Annotated in this window: 18 protein-coding genes and 1 pseudogene; 12 read left to right on the top strand and 7 right to left on the bottom strand. The window is 68.0% G+C overall.

The features are described from left to right. Positions 1-7: 7 nt before the first annotated feature. From AT701_RS15015 to AT701_RS15005, 3 genes are all read right to left on the bottom strand, one after another. On the bottom strand, positions 8-1291 hold the full coding sequence (locus AT701_RS15015) for a multidrug effflux MFS transporter (protein ID WP_003894372.1): 1284 nt from the start codon (positions 1289-1291) through the stop codon (positions 8-10). Between the two features lie 101 nt (positions 1292-1392). Further along, positions 1393-2412, bottom strand: coding sequence for an Rv2578c family radical SAM protein (locus AT701_RS15010; RefSeq protein ID WP_003894371.1), 1020 nt, complete (start codon positions 2410-2412; stop codon positions 1393-1395). A 64-nt stretch (positions 2413-2476) separates the two neighbouring features. Then, positions 2477-3511 (bottom strand): LacI family DNA-binding transcriptional regulator, encoded by a 1035-nt coding sequence (locus AT701_RS15005; protein WP_003894370.1) that lies wholly within the window; start codon positions 3509-3511, stop codon positions 2477-2479. A 178-nt stretch (positions 3512-3689) separates the two neighbouring features. Between AT701_RS15005 and AT701_RS15000 the strand changes: the two genes are divergently transcribed. From AT701_RS15000 to AT701_RS14980, 5 genes are read left to right on the top strand one after another with little or no spacing between them, the layout of a single operon-like run. After that, positions 3690-4589, top strand: coding sequence for a nitrilase family protein (locus tag AT701_RS15000; protein ID WP_058126122.1), 900 nt, complete (start codon positions 3690-3692; stop codon positions 4587-4589). A 9-nt stretch (positions 4590-4598) separates the two neighbouring features. Beyond that, a complete protein-coding gene (locus AT701_RS14995) occupies positions 4599-5732 on the top strand; it encodes a hypothetical protein (protein WP_029104442.1) in 1134 nt (377 codons plus the stop codon). Continuing rightward, positions 5729-7072 (top strand): amidase, encoded by a 1344-nt coding sequence (locus AT701_RS14990; RefSeq protein ID WP_058126121.1) that lies wholly within the window; start codon positions 5729-5731, stop codon positions 7070-7072. Before AT701_RS14995 ends, AT701_RS14990 begins: the two co-directional genes overlap by 4 nt. Beyond that, positions 7069-8706 carry a fumarate hydratase gene (locus AT701_RS14985; RefSeq protein WP_003894366.1) on the top strand — a complete coding sequence of 546 codons (1638 nt, stop codon included), beginning with the start codon at positions 7069-7071 and terminating at the stop codon, positions 8704-8706. The genes AT701_RS14990 and AT701_RS14985 overlap by 4 nt, the downstream gene beginning before the upstream one ends. Then, on the top strand, positions 8703-9518 hold the full coding sequence (locus AT701_RS14980; protein ID WP_011728739.1) for an alpha/beta fold hydrolase: 816 nt from the start codon (positions 8703-8705) through the stop codon (positions 9516-9518). Before AT701_RS14985 ends, AT701_RS14980 begins: the two co-directional genes overlap by 4 nt. Positions 9519-9696: 178 nt before the next feature. Here AT701_RS14980 and AT701_RS14975 read toward each other — a convergent pair whose 3' ends face one another. Further along, entirely contained in the window at positions 9697-10119 is a 423-nt protein-coding gene (locus AT701_RS14975) for an Rv2576c family protein (RefSeq protein WP_371746421.1), read from the bottom strand. Positions 10120-10365: 246 nt separating this feature from the next. Between AT701_RS14975 and urtA the strand changes: the two genes are divergently transcribed. The 5 genes from urtA to urtE are packed head-to-tail and all read left to right on the top strand — an operon-like array spanning position 10366 to position 15179. Next, positions 10366-11634: an urea ABC transporter substrate-binding protein gene (gene urtA, locus AT701_RS14970; RefSeq protein WP_011728738.1), complete on the top strand. Its 1269-nt coding sequence runs from the start codon at positions 10366-10368 to the stop codon at positions 11632-11634. Positions 11635-11669: 35 nt separating this feature from the next. Beyond that, positions 11670-12554: an urea ABC transporter permease subunit UrtB gene (urtB, locus tag AT701_RS14965; RefSeq protein WP_003894361.1), complete on the top strand. Its 885-nt coding sequence runs from the start codon at positions 11670-11672 to the stop codon at positions 12552-12554. After that, a complete protein-coding gene (gene urtC / locus AT701_RS14960; protein WP_058126120.1) occupies positions 12551-13678 on the top strand; it encodes an urea ABC transporter permease subunit UrtC in 1128 nt (375 codons plus the stop codon). The genes urtB and urtC overlap by 4 nt, the downstream gene beginning before the upstream one ends. Further along, positions 13675-14487, top strand: coding sequence for an urea ABC transporter ATP-binding protein UrtD (gene urtD, locus AT701_RS14955; protein ID WP_058126119.1), 813 nt, complete (start codon positions 13675-13677; stop codon positions 14485-14487). The genes urtC and urtD overlap by 4 nt, the downstream gene beginning before the upstream one ends. Next, positions 14487-15179 (top strand): urea ABC transporter ATP-binding subunit UrtE, encoded by a 693-nt coding sequence (urtE, locus tag AT701_RS14950; RefSeq protein ID WP_058126118.1) that lies wholly within the window; start codon positions 14487-14489, stop codon positions 15177-15179. The genes urtD and urtE overlap by 1 nt, the downstream gene beginning before the upstream one ends. A gap of 515 nt (positions 15180-15694) precedes the next feature. Here the strand turns inward: urtE and hisS are convergent. Next, positions 15695-16975 carry a histidine--tRNA ligase gene (gene hisS / locus AT701_RS14935; RefSeq protein ID WP_003894356.1) on the bottom strand — a complete coding sequence of 427 codons (1281 nt, stop codon included), beginning with the start codon at positions 16973-16975 and terminating at the stop codon, positions 15695-15697. After that, positions 16972-17649: an MBL fold metallo-hydrolase gene (locus AT701_RS14930; protein ID WP_011728735.1), complete on the bottom strand. Its 678-nt coding sequence runs from the start codon at positions 17647-17649 to the stop codon at positions 16972-16974. Before AT701_RS14930 ends, hisS begins: the two co-directional genes overlap by 4 nt. Before the next feature lie 168 nt (positions 17650-17817). On the opposite strand from AT701_RS14930, the gene AT701_RS14925 reads away from it, so the two are divergent. Beyond that, complete coding sequence (locus AT701_RS14925; protein ID WP_011728734.1) at positions 17818-18681, top strand: peptidylprolyl isomerase; 864 nt, start codon at positions 17818-17820, stop codon at positions 18679-18681. A gap of 18 nt (positions 18682-18699) precedes the next feature. Next, positions 18700-19731, top strand: a pseudogene (locus AT701_RS14920) (peptidylprolyl isomerase). Positions 19732-19736: 5 nt separating this feature from the next. Here AT701_RS14920 and AT701_RS14915 read toward each other — a convergent pair. Then, positions 19737-21158 carry a cytosine permease gene (locus AT701_RS14915; protein WP_011728732.1) on the bottom strand — a complete coding sequence of 474 codons (1422 nt, stop codon included), beginning with the start codon at positions 21156-21158 and terminating at the stop codon, positions 19737-19739. Positions 21159-21228: the final 70 nt, after the last annotated feature.

Genomic DNA, 21228 nt, shown 5'->3' with positions numbered 1-21228 from the left:
CGCACGCTCACCGAGCCGTGGACTCCCCTGCTGACACCGCCGTGAGGTCTGCGTCGAGGTCGGCGAGTTCGTCGTCGTAGCTCGGGATGTGCCCGCGCGTGAGCACCAGCAGCGCCGTCGCCGCCAGTGCGGCGCACGTGAACATCGCCACGCCCATCGGCACCGCGCTGTGCTCGCCGGCCAGGCCCACCAGCGGCGAGGCGACCGCACCCAGGCCGTACTGCAGGAATCCGATGACAGCAGAACCGGTTCCGGCCGCGTGGCGCACCTCGCCGATGGCCAGCGTGGTGGCGTTGGCGAAGGTGAACCCGACGGTGCCCATGAAGCACGCCATCAGCGCCACGGTCACCGCAGGGACGACGCCGCCGACGGTGACGTTCAGCAGCATCAACGCCGCGACGACCACCATGGCCGACACCCCGCCGAGCAGCAGCTTGCGCGGCCCGAACCGGCCCACCAACCGGGCCGAGATCACGCCCGAGACCGCCACGGCCAGTGCGCATCCGCCGAAGGTGAACGAGAACGCGCGCGGCGACAGACCGATGATGTTCTGCAGCACGAACGGCGAGGCCGAGATGTAGGAGAACATGGCCGCGCCCGAACACGACAGCGTCAGTGTGTAGCCCATGAAGCGGCGGTTGGTCAGAACCGAGGCCGCGCTGCCGGCAAAGGCTTTCAACCCGGCAGGCCGGCGCGCCTCGGGCGGCAGCGATTCGCCCGCCATGAAGAGCGCGCCCAGCAACATCACCAGGTTCAACCCGGCGAGCGCGAGAAACACCGCGCGCCAACCGAAACCGGCGACCACCTGACCGCCCAGGACCGGTGCCAGGATCGGCGCCAGGACTCCGATCACCATCATCACCGAGTACAGTTTCGCGGCCTGGGACCCCTTGGAGCGATCGGAGATGATCGCCCGCGCGATCACGATGCCTGCGGCTCCCGCGAAGCCCTGCACGAATCGCAGCATGATCAGAACCTCGATGGAGGGGCTCACCGCGCACAGCAGGCTCGCCACCAGGCACGCGACGATGCCCACGAGCAACGGGCCGCGGCGCCCGAGCCGGTCGGACAACTGGCCGATGAACAGCTGGCCGGTGGCCAGTCCGATGAGGAACGTGGTCAGGGTGAGTTGCACGACCGACGCCGAGGTGCCGAACTCGACGGCCATTGCCGGGAAGGCCGACATGTACATGTCGACCGAGAAGGGAGTCACGGCGTTGAGCAGAGCCAGCAGAATGATCAACGCCAGTGTCGGCGTGGTGGTCCCCGGCGCGGCAGTTCGTATCCTCATCAACCCTCGACTTCTGATCAGCGCATTACCGATCAGATTATAGTTATAAAAACATAACTATTGGCAGGCGGCCGAGGGTGAGGTTGGCCACTGCCGGTCCGTCAGAACAGCGCGGCCTGCACCGGCTCGGGCCGTGCGACCTGCGGCGTCGGCGTCTCCGGCGCGGGCATCCGCGGCTGACCGGCCAGCCCGTGCTTGACGATCAGCGGCTGCACGCGGTCGTGCAACATGTGCCGGTACTCGGCAGGTAGATACGCGCCTTTGCGGTAGAGCTGGCGGTACTTCCAGACCAGCTCCGGATGCGACGACGCCAGCCACGACATGAACCATCCGCGGGTGCTCCCCCGCAGATGCAGCCCGAACGCCGTGACACTCGTGGCGCCCGCTTCCGCGATGCGGCCCAGGAGATCGTCGAGGTGCTCGGCCGAATCGGTCAGGTACGGGAGCACCGGCGCCACCATCACGTGGCACGACAGGCCGGCGTCGCGGATCGCGGAGATCAGCGCCAACCGGGCCTGCGGTGACGGCGTACCGGGCTCGATGTCGCGGTGCAGGTCTGCGTCGCCGATCGCCAGCGACACCGCGACGCTGACCTCGACGCGACGGGCCGCCTCAGCGATCAGTCCCAGGTCTCGCCGCAGCAGCGTGCCCTTGGTCAGGACCGAGAACGGCGTGTACGAATCCGCCAGTGCCCCGATGATTCCGGGCATGAGGGCATAGCGGCCCTCGGCGCGCTGGTACGGGTCGGTGTTGGTGCCGAGCGCGACGGTCTCGTGCGTCCACGAGGGACGCCGCAACTCGCGGCGCAGGACCTCCACGACGTTGGTCTTGACGACGATCTGGCGGTCGAAATCCACGCCCGGATCGAAGTCGAGATATTCGTGCGTCGGCCGGGCGAAGCAGTACCGGCAGGCATGCGTGCACCCGCGGTAGCCGTTGACCGTGAACCGGAACGGCAGCGCCGACGCAGCGGGCACCTTGTTCAGTGCCGACTTGCACAGCACCTCGTGGAACGTGATCCCCTCGAATTCCGGGGCCCGCACGCTGCGGACGAAGCCGACACGGGCCAGACCGGGCAACGCCCCGTCATCGACCCGCACGGCCTGCTCATCCCAACGCACACCACCATCGAACATGCGTTCGACCGCGTTGTCAAGGAGGCGCGCGCACGCTCGGCGCGGTCGATCAGGTCAGGGCCGAGCCGTGTGCGTCGCACGTCGATTCTCGCACCACCAGAACAGGTTTCGTGCGCCGCTGCGCGGGCGCCGCACCTGCGAGCGTGTCGGCGAGCAACTCCAGGGCGTCGCGGCCCATGTCGAAGGCGCGCGATTCGATCGAGGTCAGGGGGACGTGCATCTCGGCGGTCAGGGCGATGTTGTTGAACCCGATCAGGGAGACGTCCCGCCCCACCCGCAGACCGCGGTTGCGGATCGCACCGGCCGCACCGATCGCGGCGAAGTCGTTGACGGCGAACATCGCGGTCGGCGGTGCGTCGCCGTCGAGCATCCGGTCGGCCGCGTAATGGCCCCCCTGACTGTCCAGACCCGAGTACACGATGAGCTCGTCGGGCACCTCGATGCCGGCCTCGCGGAAGCGGTCCACGAAACCCGCGGGCCGGTCGATGCCGGTGCTCGCATGCGCGAGCCCGGCGATGACGCCGACGCGGCGATGGCCAAGCGCCAGAAGGTGTTCGGCGGCCAGCCGACCGCCGAGGTAGTTGTCACACGTGGCCGCCGGATAGTCGGCGACGCTGCGGTTGACCAACACGAACGGCACCTCGCGGCGGGTCAGTTCCTCGAGCACGGTGTGGTCGTCGGAACGCGCGTCGCCGAGGATCAACCCGTCCACCCGCCGGTCCAGCATCATGTCGATCCGCTTGCGCTGACGGTCGGTCTCGTCCTGGGTGTTGGCGACGAACGCCGTCAGGCCCCGGTCCGCGGCAGCCGATTCGATGCCCTCGTACACCGTGGCCAGCACCACGTCGGTGAGCCTCGGCACGAGAACGCCCACCAGGTTGGTGCGCCGGGTCCGCAGGCTCGCGGCATGCGGATTGGGCCGGTAGTTCACCTCGGCCGCACGTTTGCGGATTCGCTCGGCCGTGGCACCCGAGGCCGCACGCTCGCCCTCGCGCATACCGTTGAGCACGCGCGCGACGGTCGAGACGTGCAGGCCGAGATCGTCGGCGATCGACTGGAGTGTCGGCTGCTTCGACTTTCCCACCCACGGCCTTTCAGTTGGTTCTCAGTTTGCTGGGGAACACCCGGCCGGGCACCCCTTGACAGTGATGCACACCACGGAGCAGTATAACCCGAACGTTCGGCCCGAACGTTCGGGCAACCAGGGCCGGGCGTGTTCCATCACCGCTCACAAATCCATCCCAAGCCGAAAAGGATCCGTTATGCCTGATCAAGACTCACATCGGTTCAGCCCCGCCCGCGTGGCCGTCGTGCAGTTCAACCCGCAGGTCGGGGTCGAGAACCTGAAGGCCAACTCCGAAGCGGTCTACGAACGTCTTCAGCAAGCGGTAGCCGGGGGCGCCAACCTCATCGTGCTGCCCGAGCTCGCGACGACGGGGTACACGTTCGAATCCCGCGAGGAGGCCTATGCGCACGCCGAGCCCGTGCCCTCGGGCGCGACCGTCACCGGCTGGGCCGAGTTCGCGGCGGCCCACGACGTGTACATCGTCGGCTGTCTGCCCGAGCTCGACGGCGTCGAACTGTTCGACACCGCGGTCCTCGTCGGCTCGGAGGGGTATATCGGCAAGTACCGCAAGACGCACCTGTGGAACGAGGAGAAGCTGTTCTTCTCCCCCGGCGACCTGGGTTACCCGGTGTTCCACACCCGCATCGGCCGCATCGGTCTGCTGGTCTGCTGGGACATCTGGTTCCCCGAGACCGCGCGCATCGTCGCCCAGCAGGGCGCCGACATCATCTGCATCCCGACGGGATGGGTGTGGACCCCGCCACCGCTGTACGACGACAGCGGCACGTGCATGGCCGCATACCTGACGATGACGGCCGCCCACGTCAACAACGTCTTCATCGCCACGGCCGACCGCATCGGAACCGAACGCACCTCGGGGTTCATGGGCAACTCGCTCATCGCGGGCACCAACGGCTGGCCCATCGACCGCATCGCCGGCCCGGATGAGGACACCATCCTCTACGCCGACATCGACATCACGGCCTCGCGTGGTGCGCCCATCTGGAACCAGTTCAACGATCTGCACCGCGACCGGCGCACCGATCTCTACGACCAGCTCCTCGGGTACCGCGGCGGCCAGGCCCTCCCCAGGTAGGCACGCGTCATGACGACCGCTCCGTCCACGCGTCCACCCGACGCCGCGCTCCCGCTGCTGCCCCTGGTCGCCGCGATCTGCCTGTTCGCCGCACTGCTGTGGAGTGGCAGCCTGCATGCCGTCACGCCGATGCTCGCGCAGATCGCCTCGGCGGCAAGCGAACCCACGTTCTACTCGAACGCCCTGTCCGGTCTCGGTCTGATCGCCGGCGGTGCACTGGCGCACTGGCTGCACAGACGCGGGCACCGCCTGCAGGGGTTCGCGCAGGCGTGCGGATCCGGCATGTGGGTGCCGATGCTGGCCAGCGCCATGCTGGGCGTCGCAGTCAGCAACCTGCTGTGGGGATGGACCCTGTCGGCAGGGATCTGGCAACCGCTGTTCGCGCCGTTCGTCTCGGTGTCACCGACCATCGTGCTGATGTTCGGTGCCGATATCAAAACCGTACTCACCGGTGGCGTGCTCGGCGGCGTGGTGACCCCGCCACTCTCGGTGCTCGGTGCGAGCGTCCTGTGCCCGCGACTCGGTGTGCCGTCGGTCGTCGGGGTCACAGGCGGGATGGCGATCGCGGCGGTGATCGCGTTCATGATCTGCCGACATCTCCCGTGGGTGCCCGCGCCGGCGCTCCCCCGGGGCCCGGCATCACCGCCGGCTCCTGCGGTCAGGACCGGACCGGTGTGGGTGCTGCGGCGTTGCGTCGCCGACTTCTCCGAGGCGCCGTTCTTCGGAAGCGAGTGGGCGAGCCTCGGACTCGTCGCGGGCGCCCTGATCGCCTACGCGATGGCACCCGCCTCGGTGGCCTATGGATCAGGGCTGCTCCCACAGATTCTCGCCGCACAGGTGCTCACCGCCGTGGTGGCCGTGTCGGTGTGGCGGACCCGCTGGGCACGCCGCCCGTTCTACCCGACGTTCGTGCCCGTGGTGTCGGTCGCGCCGGCCTGCGTGCTGACGTACGGCGGAACCGCGGCGTCGGTGCTCGCCGGTGCACTGCTCGGGGCACTGTTGGGTCCACCACTCGCCGACCGGATCTCGGCACTACTGCCCGGCGACTTCCATCCGTTCATCGGCAACGTTGCCGCCATGGCCGTCGCCACCGCCGTAATCGTCCCATCCCTTCAACTGCTCCCAGGAATCACGACATCATGACCGAAACAGCCGATACCACCGGGTTGACCGGATTCTTCCGCGACCACGACATCCATTCCCTCGCAGCGGATCTTCGCAATGGCCACACCACGAGTGTCGAACTCGTCGAGCACAGCCTCGCCGCCATCACACGGCTCGATCCGACCCTCAACGCCTTCACGGCCGTGGACGCAGAAGGCGCGCTCGACGCCGCGCGGCACGCCGATGCCGAACTCGCACGTGGCCATGACCGCGGTGTGCTGCACGGCATCCCGGTCGCGGTCAAGGACCTCGTCGACGTCGCCGGACACGTCACGACGCGGGGTTCGGTGGTCCACCCCGGTCCGGCGACCGCCGACGCCGAATGCGTGCGCCGGTTGCGCACCGCGGGCGCGGTGATCGTCGGCAGGAATGTCCTGCACGAATTCGCCTTCGGCGCGACCGGTGACCGATCGGCACACGGCGCATCACGAAACCCTTGGGATCCCAGCAGGATCAGCGGCGGATCGAGCGGCGGCAGTGCAGTGGCGACCGCCGCGGGCATGGTTCCCCTGGCTGTCGGCACCGACACCGCAGGCTCGGTCCGCGTACCCGCCGCGTTGTGCGGTGTGGTCGGGTTCAAGCCGGCCTACGGCGCGATCCCGGCGCGGGGCGTCTGGCCCCTTGCGGCATCGCTGGATCACGTCGGGGTGTTCGCCCGCACCGCGACCGGCGCAGCGGCGGCGTACACGGCCATGGCCGGCCGGTCCCCCGATCCGGTTCGCGCGCAACGGGTCGCCTGGCTGGATCCCGCATGCCTCGGCCCGTGTGACCCGGCAATCATCGCGGCGTTGTCCGAGACGCTGCGCGCCGCGCAGATCACGGTCGACGGCACCGTCGGACTGCCGTTCGCGGCGGGCGAGGTGTTCGAGGCGCTCAGCGTCCTGCAGTCCAGCGAGGCCTATACCGAGTACAGCGCCGAGACCGAGCAGCGTGCATCCGACATCGACCCCGAGGTGCTCGGACGCCTGCTGCGCGGAAGGGACACGCCCGCATGGCAATACGTGCGTGCCTGCCGCCAACGTGACAGGTTGCGCGCGGCAGCCGACACCCTGCTCACGCGGTTCGACGTACTCGCGATGCCCGCTGCGCCGACGGTCGCGACCGAGATCGACCAGCGCGCCCACCAGATCGACGGCCACGCCGTCGAGGTGCGATCGGCACTGCTGTCGCTGACCTGCCCGTGGAACCTCACCGGGCATCCCGCGCTCAGCGTGCCCGCAGGCGTCGTCTCGGGTCTGCCCGTCGGGTTGCAACTGATCAGCGCGCCCGGCAACGAGGGCATGCTGTTCGATCTGGCCGCACGGATCGAACACCGATGACCGTCGACTACACACCGATACTGCCGCTCGGCGCCGACACCACCGACTACCGCCGGCTCGACATCGCCGGGGCCCGCACGGTACACGGTGCGGGCCGGGAGTTCCTCGACGTCGACCCCGCGGCCGTCGAGCAGTTGGCGTTCGAGGCATACCGCGACGTGTCACATCTGTTGCGTAGCAGCCACCTTCGCCAGGTTGCGGCGATCCTCGAGGATCCGGAGGCCTCGCCCAACGACCGCTACGTCGCCACCGAACTCCTACGCAACGCGAATGTGGCGTCCGGTGGCGTGTTCCCGATGTGCCAGGACACCGGCACCGCGATCGTGCACGCCTGGCGCGGACGGCACGTCCTCACCGACGGCCGCGATGCCGAGCACCTGTCGCTCGGCATCGCCCGCGCGTACCGAACCCTGAACCTGCGCTATTCGCAAGTCGCGCCCGTGTCCATGTTCGACGAGCGCAACACCGGCACCAACCTGCCCGCGCAGATCGAGATCCTCGCCGAGGGCGAGGACGACTACCGGTTCCTGTTCATCGCGAAAGGCTGTGGCAGCGCCAACAAGAGCTTCCTGTTCCAGGAGACACCCGCCCTCCTGACGCCCGATGCGCTGCTCGACTTCGTCGTGGCCAAGGCCGCCGAGATCGGCACGTCGGCATGCCCGCCCTACCACCTGGCGGTCGTGATCGGCGGCACGAGCGCCGAATTCGCGCTCAAGACCGCCAAACTGGCCTCTGCCCACCACCTCGATGCGCTGCCCGTCGCCGGATCGGGAACTGGCCACGGGTTCCGCGACCTGGACTTCGAACACATAATCCTCACGGCCACACAGCAGCTCGGGATCGGGGCGCAGTTCGGCGGTAAGTACTTCTGCCACGACGTGCGGGTGATCCGCCTGCCCCGCCACGCCGGGTCGCTGCCTGTGGCCATCGCGGTGTCGTGCGCCGCCGACCGTCACATCCTGGGCCGGATCACGCGGGACGGGGTGTTCCTCGAACAACTCGAAACCGATCCGGCACGGTTCCTGCCCGATGACGCCGATGCCGGCCGCCGCGATGAGGACATCCGGATCGACCTGGACGTGTCGATGGCGCACACCCTGGCCCAACTGTCGGCCCACCCCGTCGGCACCAGGGTGTCGCTGACAGGCACCCTCGTCGTGGCACGCGACCTGGCACACGCCAAGATCCGTGAGCGACTCGACGCGGGCGAACCGCTACCGGATTACCTGCGCCGGTACCCGGTCTTCTACGCCGGGCCCGCCAAGACACCGTCCGGCCACGTATCGGGCTCGCTGGGTCCCACCACGGCCGGACGCATGGACTCCTACGTCGAGCGGTTCCAGTCCGCAGGCGGATCACTGGTGATGCTCGCGAAAGGCAACCGCTCGGATGCGGTGCGGCGTTCGTGCCAGGCTCACGGCGGCTTCTACCTCGGTTCCATCGGCGGGCCCGCGGCCCGGCTCGCCCGTGACTTCATCACCTCGGTCGAGACCCTCGAATACGGCGAACTCGGCATGGAGGCCGTGCTGCGGGTGCGGGTGCGGAACTTCCCCGCCTTCATCGTCATCGACGACAAGGGCAACGACTTCTACCGCCGTCCACCACTACTCACGATCGGAGCAGCACCGCAGTGATTCTCACGCACGCAGAGCCACTTCACCTCAGCCTGGAAACCGCCGACACGCGATTGAGCGCCGAGGTGCGACCGGGCCACGGCACACCGGTGGTGATCGTGCCCGGCATCATGGCCGACGCCGCGACCTGGCGGCCCGTGGTGGCGCACATCGACCTGCCGAACCCCGTCGTCACCCTCAACCGCCGCGGTCGCGCGTCGAGCGGTGGGTTGGGCGCGGACTACTCGGTCGCCGTCGAGGTCGACGACCTGCGACGCGTCGTCGGCGCGCTCGGGGCCGTGCACCTCGTCGGCTGGAGTTACGGTGCGCTCATCGGACTGGAGGCCGCGCTCGGTTCCGGCCGGATCCGGTCGGTCACGGCGTACGAACCCGTCAGTCGCCCCTTCGCACCCGAGACCGTCGCACCCATCCGCGCCGCAGTCGCCGCGGGTGACCTCGACCGAGCGGTCGCTCTCGTCAACACCGATGTATCCGGTTTCTCCGACGACTATGTGGCCGGCCTCCGCCGCAGCCCCGCATGGGAGGTACTGAGGCCGCTCGCGCAGCCGATGGGCGAGGAACTCGCCGCGATCGACGCATTCGAGCCGTCCTTCGACGACTACCGTCACCTGACGGTTCCGGTCACCCTCATCCTCGGCGCACTCAACGAGGGTGCGGCGCCGTACGGGACGGCGTTCGTCCCGTTCTCCGCGGCGCTGCCGCAGGCACGGTTGGCCCGACTCCCCGGGCAGGGCCATCTGGCCCATGTCGAAGCGCCCGCCGACCTGGCTGACGCCATCTCGAGGGCCGTCCGGCACGCCGAAGGGACCTAGGCAGGGACTGGGTGCGCCGGTGCCGCGGTTTCGGGTACGGCACCGGCGCGCGCCGAGGGCGCGTGCCCAGTCAAGCCGGCGTCGGAGCGGAAGCGGAACCGATCAAACGCAGACACCCCTATCGAACAACAGTTCGATAGGGGTGTCAAGCAGCTCTCAGATGTTGAGAATCCTCAGGTCACCAGTTGCCCAGCTGGCACCGCGGGCTGTACGGGTGGTCGTTCTGCGTCGCGATCTCGCCGTCGACGGCGATCTCACAGTGCGCGTTCGGCGCGCCCCGTCCGCCGTGCGTCGTGCTGGACACCGTGAAGATCGCCCACTGCGGATCGGCCAGTGTGGTCTCGAAGACCCATGGCGCGTCCGGAGCGACGTTCACCTCGGCCTTCTGCAGGTAGGCGTACGGATCGGCGTCGTAGGCCGCCTTGTCCGCGGGCTGCGTCGCCAGATAGTAGAGGTCGAACTCGTAAGGCGCGCCAGACGTCAATGTGTAACGGACCTGGTGGCCCTCGGGCTCCGCATGCGCTGTCGCCTGTCCCACCACCGCAATGGACGCCGACGCCGCCAACACCGCGGCGCCGACCCTCTTCGTCACGTTTCGCATGTTCGTCATATCGACGCAGGCTACCTCCCCGTTACACACGCCACGCCGGTGTCACGGCGTCGAGAACCGGCGGCAAACCAGCGGCATGTCATGTCGAGGTTAATTTGTTCGTCACACACAGACATTTGGCAGTAACACGCGCGCTCTAACGTCCCGATTCGACACCAGCACAGTGTGTTTAACCTCCTGCACCGCGGCCGAGGCGATCGGCCCAAAATGCGCTGCAATCATCGGGAAAGGTTGTTCATGCGAGTTCGAGGACGTGCCACGATCCGGCGTTCGGCGTTGGCCACCGGAAGCGTTATCACCGTTGCCGGCCTGTTGTTGGCCGGGTGCGGGAGCAAGGCGAGCGAAACCGACGCAGCAAATGCCGAATCATGTGTTGACACGTCCGGCCCCACCATCAAGGTGGGCTCGCTGAACTCGCTGTCGGGCACCATGGCGATCTCCGAGGTCACCGTCCGCGACGCCATCAAGCTCGCGGTCGAGGAGATCAACGCCGACGGCGGTGTGCTGGGCAAGCAGATCGAACTGATCGGCGAGGACGGCGCGTCGGAGCCCACCGTGTTCGCAGAGAAGGCCGAGAAGCTGATCAGCAGCGACTGCGTCGCGGCGGTGTTCGGCGGATGGACCTCGTCGAGCCGCAAGGCCATGCTGCCGGTCTTCGAGAGCGCCAACGCCCTGCTGTACTACCCCGTTCAGTATGAGGGCCTGGAATCGTCGCCCAACATCTTCTACACCGGCGCCACCACCAACCAGCAGATCGTGCCCGCGCTGGACTACCTCAAGGAGAAGGGCGTCAAGTCGCTCTACCTGGTGGGCAGCGACTACGTCTTCCCGCAGACCGCCAACCGCATCATCAAGGCGTACGCCGAGGCCAACGGCATCGAGATCAAGGGCGAGGACTACACGCCACTGGGCTCCACGGACTTCTCGACCATCGTCAACAAGGTCCGCAGCGCGAACGCCGACGCCGTGTTCAACACCCTCAACGGTGATTCCAACGTCGCATTCTTCCGCGAGTACCGCAACGTCGGCCTGACGCCGGACACCATGCCGGTGGTCTCGGTGTCGATCGCCGAGGAAGAGGTCGGCGGTATCGGTGTCCAGAACATCGACGGGCAGCTCACCGCGTGGAACTACTACGAGACCATCGACACCCCGGAGAACAAGGCCTTCGTCAAGGCCTACAAGGACTTCGTGAAGGACCCCAAGAAGCCGACGTCGGATCCGATGGAGGCGGCCTACGTTTCGGTGTACCTGTGGAAGAACACCGTGGAGAAGGCACAGTCCTTCGACGTCAAGGCAATTCAGGACAACGCCGATGGCGTGAGCTTCGACGCGCCCGAGGGCAAGGTCACCATCGACGGCGAGAACCACCACATCACCAAGACCGCCCGCATCGGTGAGATCCGCCCCGACGGCCTGATCTACACGGTGTGGGAGTCCAAGGGCCCCATCGAGCCGGATCCGTACCTGAAGTCCTACCCGTGGGCCGCAGGGCTGTCGAGCTGATCAGATAGTCACACCGAGGGGGATCTGACAACCGTATGGATATCCTGATCGGCCAGCTGGCAACAGGATTGAGCCTCGGCTCGATCCTGTTGCTGGCCGCACTCGGCCTTTCTCTGACGTTCGGCCAGATGGGCGTCATCAACATGGCGCACGGCGAGTTCATCATGGCCGGCTGTTACACCGCGTACGTGGTCCAGCAGGTGATCTCGAGTGCCGGTGCGTCCCTGCTCATCTCGCTGGTGGTGGGATTCCTCGTCGGTGGCGCGATGGGTGCCCTGCTTGAGGTGACGCTGATCCAGCGCATGTACCACCGCCCGCTGGACACCCTGCTCGTCACCTTCGGCGTCGGGCTGATCCTTCAGCAGATCGCGCGCGACATCTTCGGTGCCCCCGCGGTCAACGTCGTGGCCCCCTCCTGGCTGTCGGGCGGCGTCGAGATCCTCGGCGCCGTCGTGCCCAAGACCCGCATCTTCATCCTGGTCCTGGCCGTCGTGTGTGTCGCGGTGCTCGCGACCGTGCTCAAGGCGAGCCCCATGGGCCGTCGTATCCGGGCGGTGGTGCAGAACCGCGATCTCGCAGAGACCAGCGGCATCTCGTCCCGCAAGACCGACATCACGACGTTCTTCATCGGATCCGGGCTCGCGGCTGTCGCCGGTGTCGCGCTGACACTCATCGGTTCGACCAGCCCGACCATCGGCCAGAGCTTCCTCATCGACGCGTTCCTGGTGGTCGTGGTGGGCGGGCTCGGCCAGATCAAGGGCACCGTCATCGCGGCGCTGACGCTGGGCTTTTTGAACTCCTTCATCGAGTACAACACCACGGCGTCGCTGGCCAAGGTGATCGTGTTCGTGATCATCGTGATCTTCCTGCAGGTGCGCCCGCAGGGCCTGTTCACCGTGCGGACAAGGAGTCTGGTATGAGAACCATGCTCGGTCGCTGGCAGACGTGGGCCGGCTTCGCGGTCGCGGCGGTGCTGTTGTTCGGCGTGGCCCCGGCCGTGTTGTCGGACTTCCGGCTCAGCCTGCTGGGCAAGTTCCTGTGCTTTGCGATCGTCGCGGTGGGTATCGGATTGGCCTGGGGCCGAGGCGGAATGCTGGTTCTGGGCCAGGGCGTGTTCTTCGGCCTCGGCGGCTACATGATGGGCATGCACCTCAAGATCGCCGACGCCGAGATCCGCCACCAGGCGGTGCCGGACTTCATGCAGATCGCCGGCGTGCGCGAATTGCCCGGCTACTGGACGCCGTTCGCCTCCCCCGTCTTCACCCTGTTGGCCATCCTGGTCATCCCGGCCGGTATCGCCGCACTTCTGGGTCTCGGCGTGTTCAAACGACGGGTCAAGGGCGCCTATTTCGCGATCCTGTCGCAGGCGCTCGCGGCCGCTTTGGCGATCCTGCTCGTCGGGCAGACCAGCCTGGGTGGCAGCAACGGGTTGAACAACTTCCGCACGTTCTTCGGGTTCACGCTCAACGATCCGGTGAACAAGCGGATGCTGTACTTCATCGCCGCCGCAACGCTTCTGATCGTCGTCGCCGTCGTCCGCCAACTCATGTACAGCCGGTACGGCGAGCTGCTGGTCGCGGTGCGCGACGGCGAGGAGCGCGTGCGCTTCCTCGGCTACGACCCCGCCAACATCAAGGTGGTCGCGTACACGCTGGCAGCGTTGTTCGCGAGCATCGCCGGTGCGCTGTTCACGCCGATCGTCGGGTTCATCGCACCGTCGCAGGTGGGCATCATCCCGTCGATCGCGTTCCTGATCGGCGTGGCCATCGGTGGGCGCACCACACTGCTGGGCCCCGTGCTGGGAGCCATCGGCGTGGCGTGGGCGCAAACCCTGTTCTCCGAACGCTTCCCGTCGGAGTGGACCTATGCGCAGGGCCTGCTGTTCATCGTCGTCGTCGGCTTCTTCCCGGCCGGACTCGCGGGTCTCGGTGTGGCGCTGCGTCGTTGGCGACGCAACAAGCCCGATCCGACGCCGCCGGGACCCGACGCCGAGCCCACCACCGACAGCGATCCCGACGCCGAGAAGGTAGGTGCCGCGTCATGACCGATACCGAACCCACCGCCGAGAAGGAACCCGTCGCGGGCGGCAACGCAGGCATGGGGGCCGAATACCTCGAAGTACGTGGCCTCACCGTGGATTTCGACGGCTTCAAGGCCGTCAACGGCGTCGACCTCACGCTGTTCCAGGGCGATCTGCGCTTCCTGATCGGCCCCAACGGCGCAGGCAAGACCACCGTGATCGACGCCATCACCGGTCTGGTGCCTGCCACCGGGTCGGTCAACAAGTCCGGCGCGGAACTGCTCGGCAAGAAGGTGCACCAGATCGCCCGCCTCGGCGTCGGCCGTACCTTCCAGACCGCAAGCGTCTTCGAACAACTCACGGTGCTGCAGAATCTCGACATCGCCGCGGGTGCGGGCCGCTCACCGTGGTCGCTGCTGCGGCGCCGCCGCGGGGTGCTGCCGTCCATCGAGGAGGCGCTGGAGACCACGGGCCTGGCCGATCTGGCCGACAAGCCCGCGGGCGTGCTCGCGCACGGTCAGAAACAGTGGCTGGAGATCGGCATGCTGCTGGTGCAGAACGCCGACGTGCTCCTGCTCGACGAACCCGTCGCCGGGATGAGCCACGAGGAGCGTGAGGAGACCGGAAATCTGCTGCGGCGCATCGGCGGTGCCCGCACCGTCGTCGTCGTCGAACACGACATGGACTTCATGCGCGCATTCGCCACGTCGGTGACCGTGCTGGCCCGCGGTCAGGTGATCGCCGAGGGCACGGTCGCCGAGGTGCAGGCCAATCCGAAGGTGCAAGAGGTCTATCTGGGCACGGCCGCGGCCGGTGCGGAAGGGATCGCCTGATGCTCGAACTCGTCGACGTCCACACCGGCTACGGCCGCTCCGAGGTGATCCACGGTGCCGGCATCGAGGTGCCCTCGGACGGGGTCGCCGCGGTGATGGGCCACAACGGTGCGGGCAAGACCACGCTGCTGCGCGCGGCCGTCGGTCTGCTCAAATGCACTTCGGGCAAGGTGCTTTTCGACGGTGAGGACATCACCAAGCTGCGGCCGAGTGCCCGCGTGGCCCGCGGACTGGCGTACGTGCCGCAGGGGCAGCAGTCGTTCGGCCAGCTCACCACGGCCGAGAACCTGCAGGTGGTGGCCGACGGCCGCAAGAACGGCAAGGCGCTGATCGCCGAACAGCTCGACCTGTTCCCGGCGCTCAAGGAGCTACTCAACCGGCGCGCCGGCCTGCTCTCGGGTGGCCAGCGCCAGCAGTTGGCCATCGCGCGTGCGCTCATCACGAGCCCCAAGACGCTGATCCTCGACGAGCCCACCGAGGGCATCCAGCCGTCGGTCGTCGCCGAGATCGAGGCCGCCATCACCGCACTCACCTCACGCGGCGACCTCGGCGTCCTGCTCGTCGAGCAGCACATCGGGTTCGCGCTCGAATCCGCCCAGCGCTACTACATCCTCGAGGCCGGGCGCATCACATCGAGCGGCACCGGCGGCTCGGCCTCCGAAGCCGATGTCCGCGCCGCCATGGCGATCTGAGCCCTACTGGCTTGCTTCGCATCGCGGATCGCGGCCGCGGCGTCGGGTCCGGCTGTTTGCTTTGCACCGCGAGCGTGCATGTCTGCCGCACGACACGCCGCTCGCGGTCAGCAGTGCGCGCACGCTCACCGCGCGTGAGCGTGCATCAGCTTCGCCGCGCGTAACACAGTGGCGGTCCCGAGCGCGATCCACCGCCGTGGCGTTACGAACGGCGACCAGAAGCCAAGCGAGGCTGGCCTCAACCAGTTACGAGCCGCCGCCCGCACGCTCACCGCGCGTGAGCGTGCATCAGCTTCGCCGCGCGTAACGCAGTGGCGGTCCCGAGCGCGATCCACCGCCGTGGCGTCACAAACGGCGAGCAGACCGCTGCCCCACTCGGATCACCGGCACTCAGCGCACGTTCACCATGCACGAGCGTGCGCGAACTGCTACTGATCTGCGGCGTGGCGGGCAGCAGACACGCACGCTCGCGGTGCAACGAAACACCCCCGCCGCCGCCAAAGTGCAACGAAAAGCTACCGACCGAGGCGGGAAAGCACCTCGGCGACAACGGAATCTGCGGGGACGTCGATCTGGTCGCCGGTGGACAGATCCTTGAGCCCGACGGTGCCTGCCTCGATGTCGCGGTCGCCTGCCACGAGGGCGTACTTGGCGCCGGAGCGGTCGGCGGCCTTCATCGCGCCTTTGAGACCGCGGTCGCCGTAGGCCAGGTCCACGCGGGCACCGCCGGCACGCAGCTTCGCCGCGAGCTTGGCCAGCTCGAGCTTGGCGGCCGCACCGAGGGGCACACCGAACACCTCGACGCCGCCCGCGCCCTCGATCGTCACGCCCTCGGCCTGCAGCGCGAGCAGGGTCCGGTCGACGCCGAGGCCGAAGCCGATGCCCGAGACGTCCTGCCCGCCGAGCTGACGCATGAGCCCGTCGTAGCGGCCACCGCCGCCGATACCGGACTGGGCGCCGAGCCCGTCGTGGACGAACTCGAACGTCGTCTTGGTGTAGTAGTCCAGGCCACGCACCATCCGCGGGTTGATGACGTACGGCACGCCGAGCGCGTCGAGGTAGGTCTGCACGGTCTCGAAGTGCTCTTTGGCCGAGTCCGACAGGTGGTCGAGCATGAGCGGCGCGTCGGCCGTCATCTCGCGGACGTGGGGCCGCTTGTCGTCGAGCACGCGCAGCGGGTTGATCTCGGCGCGGCGCCGGGTCTCCTCGTCCAGGTCCAGTTTGAACAGGAACTCCTGCAGCAGCTCACGATAGGCGGGACGGCACGTGTCATCGCCCAGCGACGTGATCTCCAACCGGAACCCGGACAGCCCCAGCGAGCGGAAGCCCGCGTCGGCCACGGCGATCACCTCGGCGTCGAGCGCGGGATCGTCCACGCCGATCGCCTCGACGCCGACCTGCTGCAGCTGGCGGTAGCGGCCGGCCTGCGGGCGCTCGTAGCGGAAGAACGGCCCCGAGTAGCAGAGCTTGACCGGAAGCGCGCCGCGGTCCAGCCGATGCTGGATGACGGCGCGGATCACCCCGGCCGTGCCCTCGGGACGCAGGGTCACCGACCGGTCGCCGCGGTCGGCAAAGGTGTACATCTCCTTCGAGACGACGTCGGTGGACTCCCCCACGCCGCGTGCGAACAGCGCGGTGTCCTCGAAGATCGGCAGCTCGATGTCGCCGTAGCCGGCACGCCGCGCCGCGGACAACAGGCCGTCGCGGACCGCCACGAACTGCGCGGAGTCCGGGGGCAGATAGTCGGGCACACCCTTGGGCGCCTGGAACGCGACGGGCGAAGAACCTTCAGTCACAGAGTCAAACCTTCGAGGAATGGGTTGGTGCGGCGTTCGTGCCCGATGGTCGTCTTCGGGCCGTGGCCCGGTAGTACCACGGCGTCGTCCTCGAGCACCAACAGTTTTGTCACGATCGATCCGAGCAGGTCACGCCCGCTGCCCCCGGGTAGGTCGGTGCGGCCCACCGAGGACCGGAACAGCGTATCGCCCGTGAAGACGAGATCCCGATCACCGTCGGCCACCCGGAACACGACCGAGCCCCTGGTGTGACCCGGAGTGTGGTCGACGGTGACGGCGATGCCGCCGAAACCGACCGTTTCACCGTCGCGCTCCAGTTCGACGAGCTGCCTTGGCTCGCTGAACAGCGCGCCGAACGCCAGCCGCCCCAGCCCCCCGATCAAACCCCGCCCGAACGCCTTGACCGGGTCGGTGAGCATGAACCGGTCCTCGGGATGGATGTAGGCCGGGCAGCCGTAGGTGTCGGCGACCTTCTGCGCCGACCAGATGTGATCGATGTGGCCGTGTGTCAGCAGGACCGCAGCCGGGGTGAGGCGGTGTTCGTCGAGGATCTCGCGCAACGGGCCCATCGCGCGTTGGCCGGGATCGACCACGATCGCGTCGGACCCGGGACGCTCGGCCAGCACGTAACAGTTGCACGCCAGCATCCCGGCCGGAAAACCGGTGATCAACACACTGCCAGTTTCCCATGCCGCCGGAGGTCCCCGACGGCGCGGGCGGTTTTCGCATCGCAAACATCCCGGTGGTTGCCGCGGGTCAAAAGCCCTGCACTCAGCATCGCCTGGCACACTCGTTGCCGACCGATCCACCACCGAGACCGGAGAACGAGGAGGACGCCCGCAGTGCCGACCAACGAACAACGGCGTGCGACGGCCAAGCGCAAGCTCGAACGCCAGCTGGAGCGTCGCGCCGCCAGGGCACGCAAGCAGCGCATCTTGACCATTGCGGGTTCAGTGGTGGCAGTGCTCGTCATCGGTGCCGTCATCACCACGTTGGTGATCACCGACAAGGACGGCGGCGGAGACACGACCGCCTCGGCCGCGACCTCCAGCGAGGCCGCGGAGCCGGCCGCCGACGGTCAGCTGCCCCCGTTCGTCGCGCCCGCCGATCTGGGCGCCAACTGCCAGTACCCGGCCGCGGGCGAGGCCAGCAAGCCCGTGGAGCCGCCGCGCTCGGGCAAGGTGCCGACGGACCCGGCGACCATCAGCGTCAGCATGGTCACCACGCAGGGCAACATCGGGCTGCAGCTCGACAACGCCAAGGCGCCCTGCACGGTGAACAGCTTCGCGAGCCTGGCCGCCAAGGACTACTTCAACGACACCCCGTGCCACCGCCTCACCACGGGCGGGCTGTCGGTGCTGCAGTGCGGTGACCCGACGGGCACCGGCACGGGCGGCCCCGGCTACCAGTTCGCCAACGAGTACCCGACAAACCAGTACCAGCCGGACAACCCGGCGCTGCAGCAGCCAGTGGTGTACCCGCGCGGCACGGTCGCGATGGCCAACGCCGGTCCCGGGACCAACGGCAGCCAGTTCTTCCTCGTCTACCAGGACTCGCAGCTGCCGCCGAACTACACCGTGTTCGGCAAGATCGACGAGACCGGCCTGGCGACGCTCGACAAGATCGCCGCGGGCGGCGTCGAGGGCGGCGGACCCGACGGAAAGCCCGCGCTGGACGTCGAGCTCAAGTCCGTCGCGCTGGACTGACCCGGACCGACCTGATCAGTGACCTTTCCGCCGAACGAGCCCACGCCGTATCCGCCGCCCTATGGCGGCTACCAACCGGACCACCCGGGCCCTGTGCCCGGGTATCCGGGTGGGTGGTCCGGCGGATATCCGGGTGCACATCCGCCGCCACCGCGGACCAACGGCATGGCAATCGCGGCGCTGGTGTGCGCGTTCCTGTTCGCACCCGCGGGCATCGTTTTCGGGCACCTCTCGCTGTCGCAGATCAAGCGCACGGGTGAGCAGGGCCGCAGCCTGGCGATCGCGGGCCTGGTGATCAGTTACGTGTTCACCGTGCTCACCGTGGTCGCCGTGATCGTGTCGATCCTGCTCACGATGGCCGCGGTGCAGACCGTCGATCGCCGCCCCGGCGGCCCGACGTACGACGCGGCGCCCCAGAACGCGCTGCCGGCGTTCGACCCGCCACCCAATCTGGGTCTCGACTGCCAGTACCCGCCCACCACCGAACCGGCCGCGAAACCGGCCAGGCCGCCCCGCACCGGCACCGTGCCGACCGAACCCGCGACGGTGTCGGCCGGCATCCGCACCAACCACGGCAGCATCGGTCTCCGGCTGGCCAACGGCCGATCACCGTGCACCGTCAACAGTTTCGCGAGCCTCGCGCAGCAGGGCTTCTACGACAACACCCCGTGCCATCGGCTCTCCACCGGTCAGATGGCGGTGCTGCAGTGCGGTGACCCGACGGGCAAGGGCACCGGCGGGCCGGGCTACCGGTTCGCCAACGAGTACCCGACCAACCAGTAACGGCTCTCCGATCCCGCGCTGCGCACACCGGTCGTGTACCCGCGCGGCACCGTGGCCACCGCCAACGCGGGGCCGGGCAGCAACGGCAGCCAGTTCTTCCTCGTCTACCAGGACTCCCCGCTTCCGCCGACCTACACGGTGTTCGGGGAGGTGGACCGCACCGGATTGCGCACCCTCGACGCGATCGCCTCGGCCGGCGTCGCCGATGGCGGGGACGACGGCCCTCCCGCCGAACCGGTGACGATCACCGAGGCAAGCCTCGACTGACCGCTTCAGCGGCCGGTGGCCCGCCTGCGCAGCACCCAGTACAGCCCGCCGGCCACGAGACTTCCTGAGAGCCACGAGAAGTCGGTGTTGCCGAACGACGTCGCGATAGGGCCCTGCATGGCGGGCACCAGGCCGTACTGCCACGACCAGCCCGCAACGATGCCCACCGCGAGGCTCACCAGTCCGGCGTGGTTCCACCGCGCGGAATCCTCCCGGTACAGCGAGGTCACATCGAGCGCACCGCGGCGCAGGACGACGTAGTCGACGAGCATGATCGCCGCCCACGGGCTGATCCACACCAGGATCGACACCAGCCAGTTGTCGAACGCATGCGCAAAGCTGTCGGCCTGCACGAACACCGCGAGCACCACGGATGCGACGGCACCGGCCAGCAGCGTGACCTTCCACCGTGTCATCCGCACACCGATCGACAGCGCCGCCAGCGAGCACGAGTAGAGGTTGAGGATGTTGGTGGCGATCGGGCCGTGCACCAGCAGGAGCAGCACGGGAACGGCCATGATGCCGAAGGTGCTCACCACGAGAGCTGACGGATCACTGCCGGTTCCGGCGCTGGCCAGGCAGGCGCCGACCGCGGCGAGCCACACCGTCGGGACGTACATGCCGAGTGACGACGCCCAGAACACCGACCGCGACGACGCGCCGACGCGGACAAACCGGCTGTAGTCCGATGCGTACGGAATCCACGTCAGACCCCAGCCGATGCCGATGGCGGTCAGCAATTGGGTTACGGCGGTGAACTTCTCGCCCGCAGTCATCGCGTGCCCGGCCAGCGACCACTGCACGTCGGTCGCCGCGAAGGCCAGCGCCGTCATCACGGCCATCACCACGGCCGTGGCGGGTACCGTGTACTTCTCGAAGCTGCGGATCGCGTAGAAGCCGTACAGCGCCAACGCGAGCTGGATCACCATGATGCCCGCTGCCACAACCACTTCCAGCCACAATCCGCCGGTGACGCCGAACTCGGCGAACACCGCGAGCACCAGGTCCAGCACCACCCAGGTGTTGACCCCGACCCATCCCATGGTGAGCAGGAACTGCACCAGTCCCGGGATGCGTGCGCCCATGCGCCCGAACGGGGCCCGGCCGAGCACCATCTGGTTGACCGCGGTGCGGTGCCCGATCACGTTGAAGACGCCGAAAACCGCGCAGCCCAGCAGGTTTCCGACCGCGACGACGATCAACGTCTCGACCAGGCTCAATCCCAGCGTGATCCCGAGCGCGCCGAGCACCCAGTTGATGGGCGCGATGTTGGCGCCGCACCAGATCCAGAACAGTTCGGCGGGAGAACAGTCCCGGTCTGTCGGCGCGATGGGTTCGATACCGTGCGCGTCGAACGGCACCGCTGCCGATTGTTCGGGCGGGGAATCATCACCAGCTGCGACGGGTTCTATGGGACGGGTGGACATCGTGGCTCCTTCTCGTCGATTGGGCCCATCGAAACACCGCCACAGATCTACGATCGAGTGTAGAAACATC

It is taken from the genome of Mycolicibacterium smegmatis, assembly GCF_001457595.1.
In the GTDB taxonomy this organism is placed as follows: Bacteria; Actinomycetota; Actinomycetes; order Mycobacteriales; family Mycobacteriaceae; genus Mycobacterium; species Mycobacterium smegmatis.
Note: the sequence above shows the minus strand (reverse complement) of the source record. Positions and strands in the feature narration are given on the sequence as shown.

What these genes read in the sequence shown, in the direction of transcription:
- AT701_RS15015 (WP_003894372.1), bottom strand. Translation starts at nt 1,291, where the DNA reads ATGAGGATACGAACTGCCGCGCCGGGGACCACCACGCCGACACTGGCG.
- AT701_RS15000 (WP_058126122.1), top strand. Translation starts at nt 3,690, where the DNA reads ATGCCTGATCAAGACTCACATCGGTTCAGCCCCGCCCGCGTGGCCGTC.
- AT701_RS14995 (WP_029104442.1), top strand. Translation starts at nt 4,599, where the DNA reads ATGACGACCGCTCCGTCCACGCGTCCACCCGACGCCGCGCTCCCGCTG.
- AT701_RS14990 (WP_058126121.1), top strand. Translation starts at nt 5,729, where the DNA reads ATGACCGAAACAGCCGATACCACCGGGTTGACCGGATTCTTCCGCGAC.
- AT701_RS14985 (WP_003894366.1), top strand. Translation starts at nt 7,069, where the DNA reads ATGACCGTCGACTACACACCGATACTGCCGCTCGGCGCCGACACCACC.
- AT701_RS14975 (WP_371746421.1), bottom strand. Translation starts at nt 10,119, where the DNA reads ATGCGAAACGTGACGAAGAGGGTCGGCGCCGCGGTGTTGGCGGCGTCG.
- urtA (WP_011728738.1), top strand. Translation starts at nt 10,366, where the DNA reads ATGCGAGTTCGAGGACGTGCCACGATCCGGCGTTCGGCGTTGGCCACC.
- urtB (WP_003894361.1), top strand. Translation starts at nt 11,670, where the DNA reads ATGGATATCCTGATCGGCCAGCTGGCAACAGGATTGAGCCTCGGCTCG.
- urtC (WP_058126120.1), top strand. Translation starts at nt 12,551, where the DNA reads ATGAGAACCATGCTCGGTCGCTGGCAGACGTGGGCCGGCTTCGCGGTC.
- urtD (WP_058126119.1), top strand. Translation starts at nt 13,675, where the DNA reads ATGACCGATACCGAACCCACCGCCGAGAAGGAACCCGTCGCGGGCGGC.
- urtE (WP_058126118.1), top strand. Translation starts at nt 14,487, where the DNA reads ATGCTCGAACTCGTCGACGTCCACACCGGCTACGGCCGCTCCGAGGTG.
- AT701_RS14915 (WP_011728732.1), bottom strand. Translation starts at nt 21,158, where the DNA reads ATGTCCACCCGTCCCATAGAACCCGTCGCAGCTGGTGATGATTCCCCG.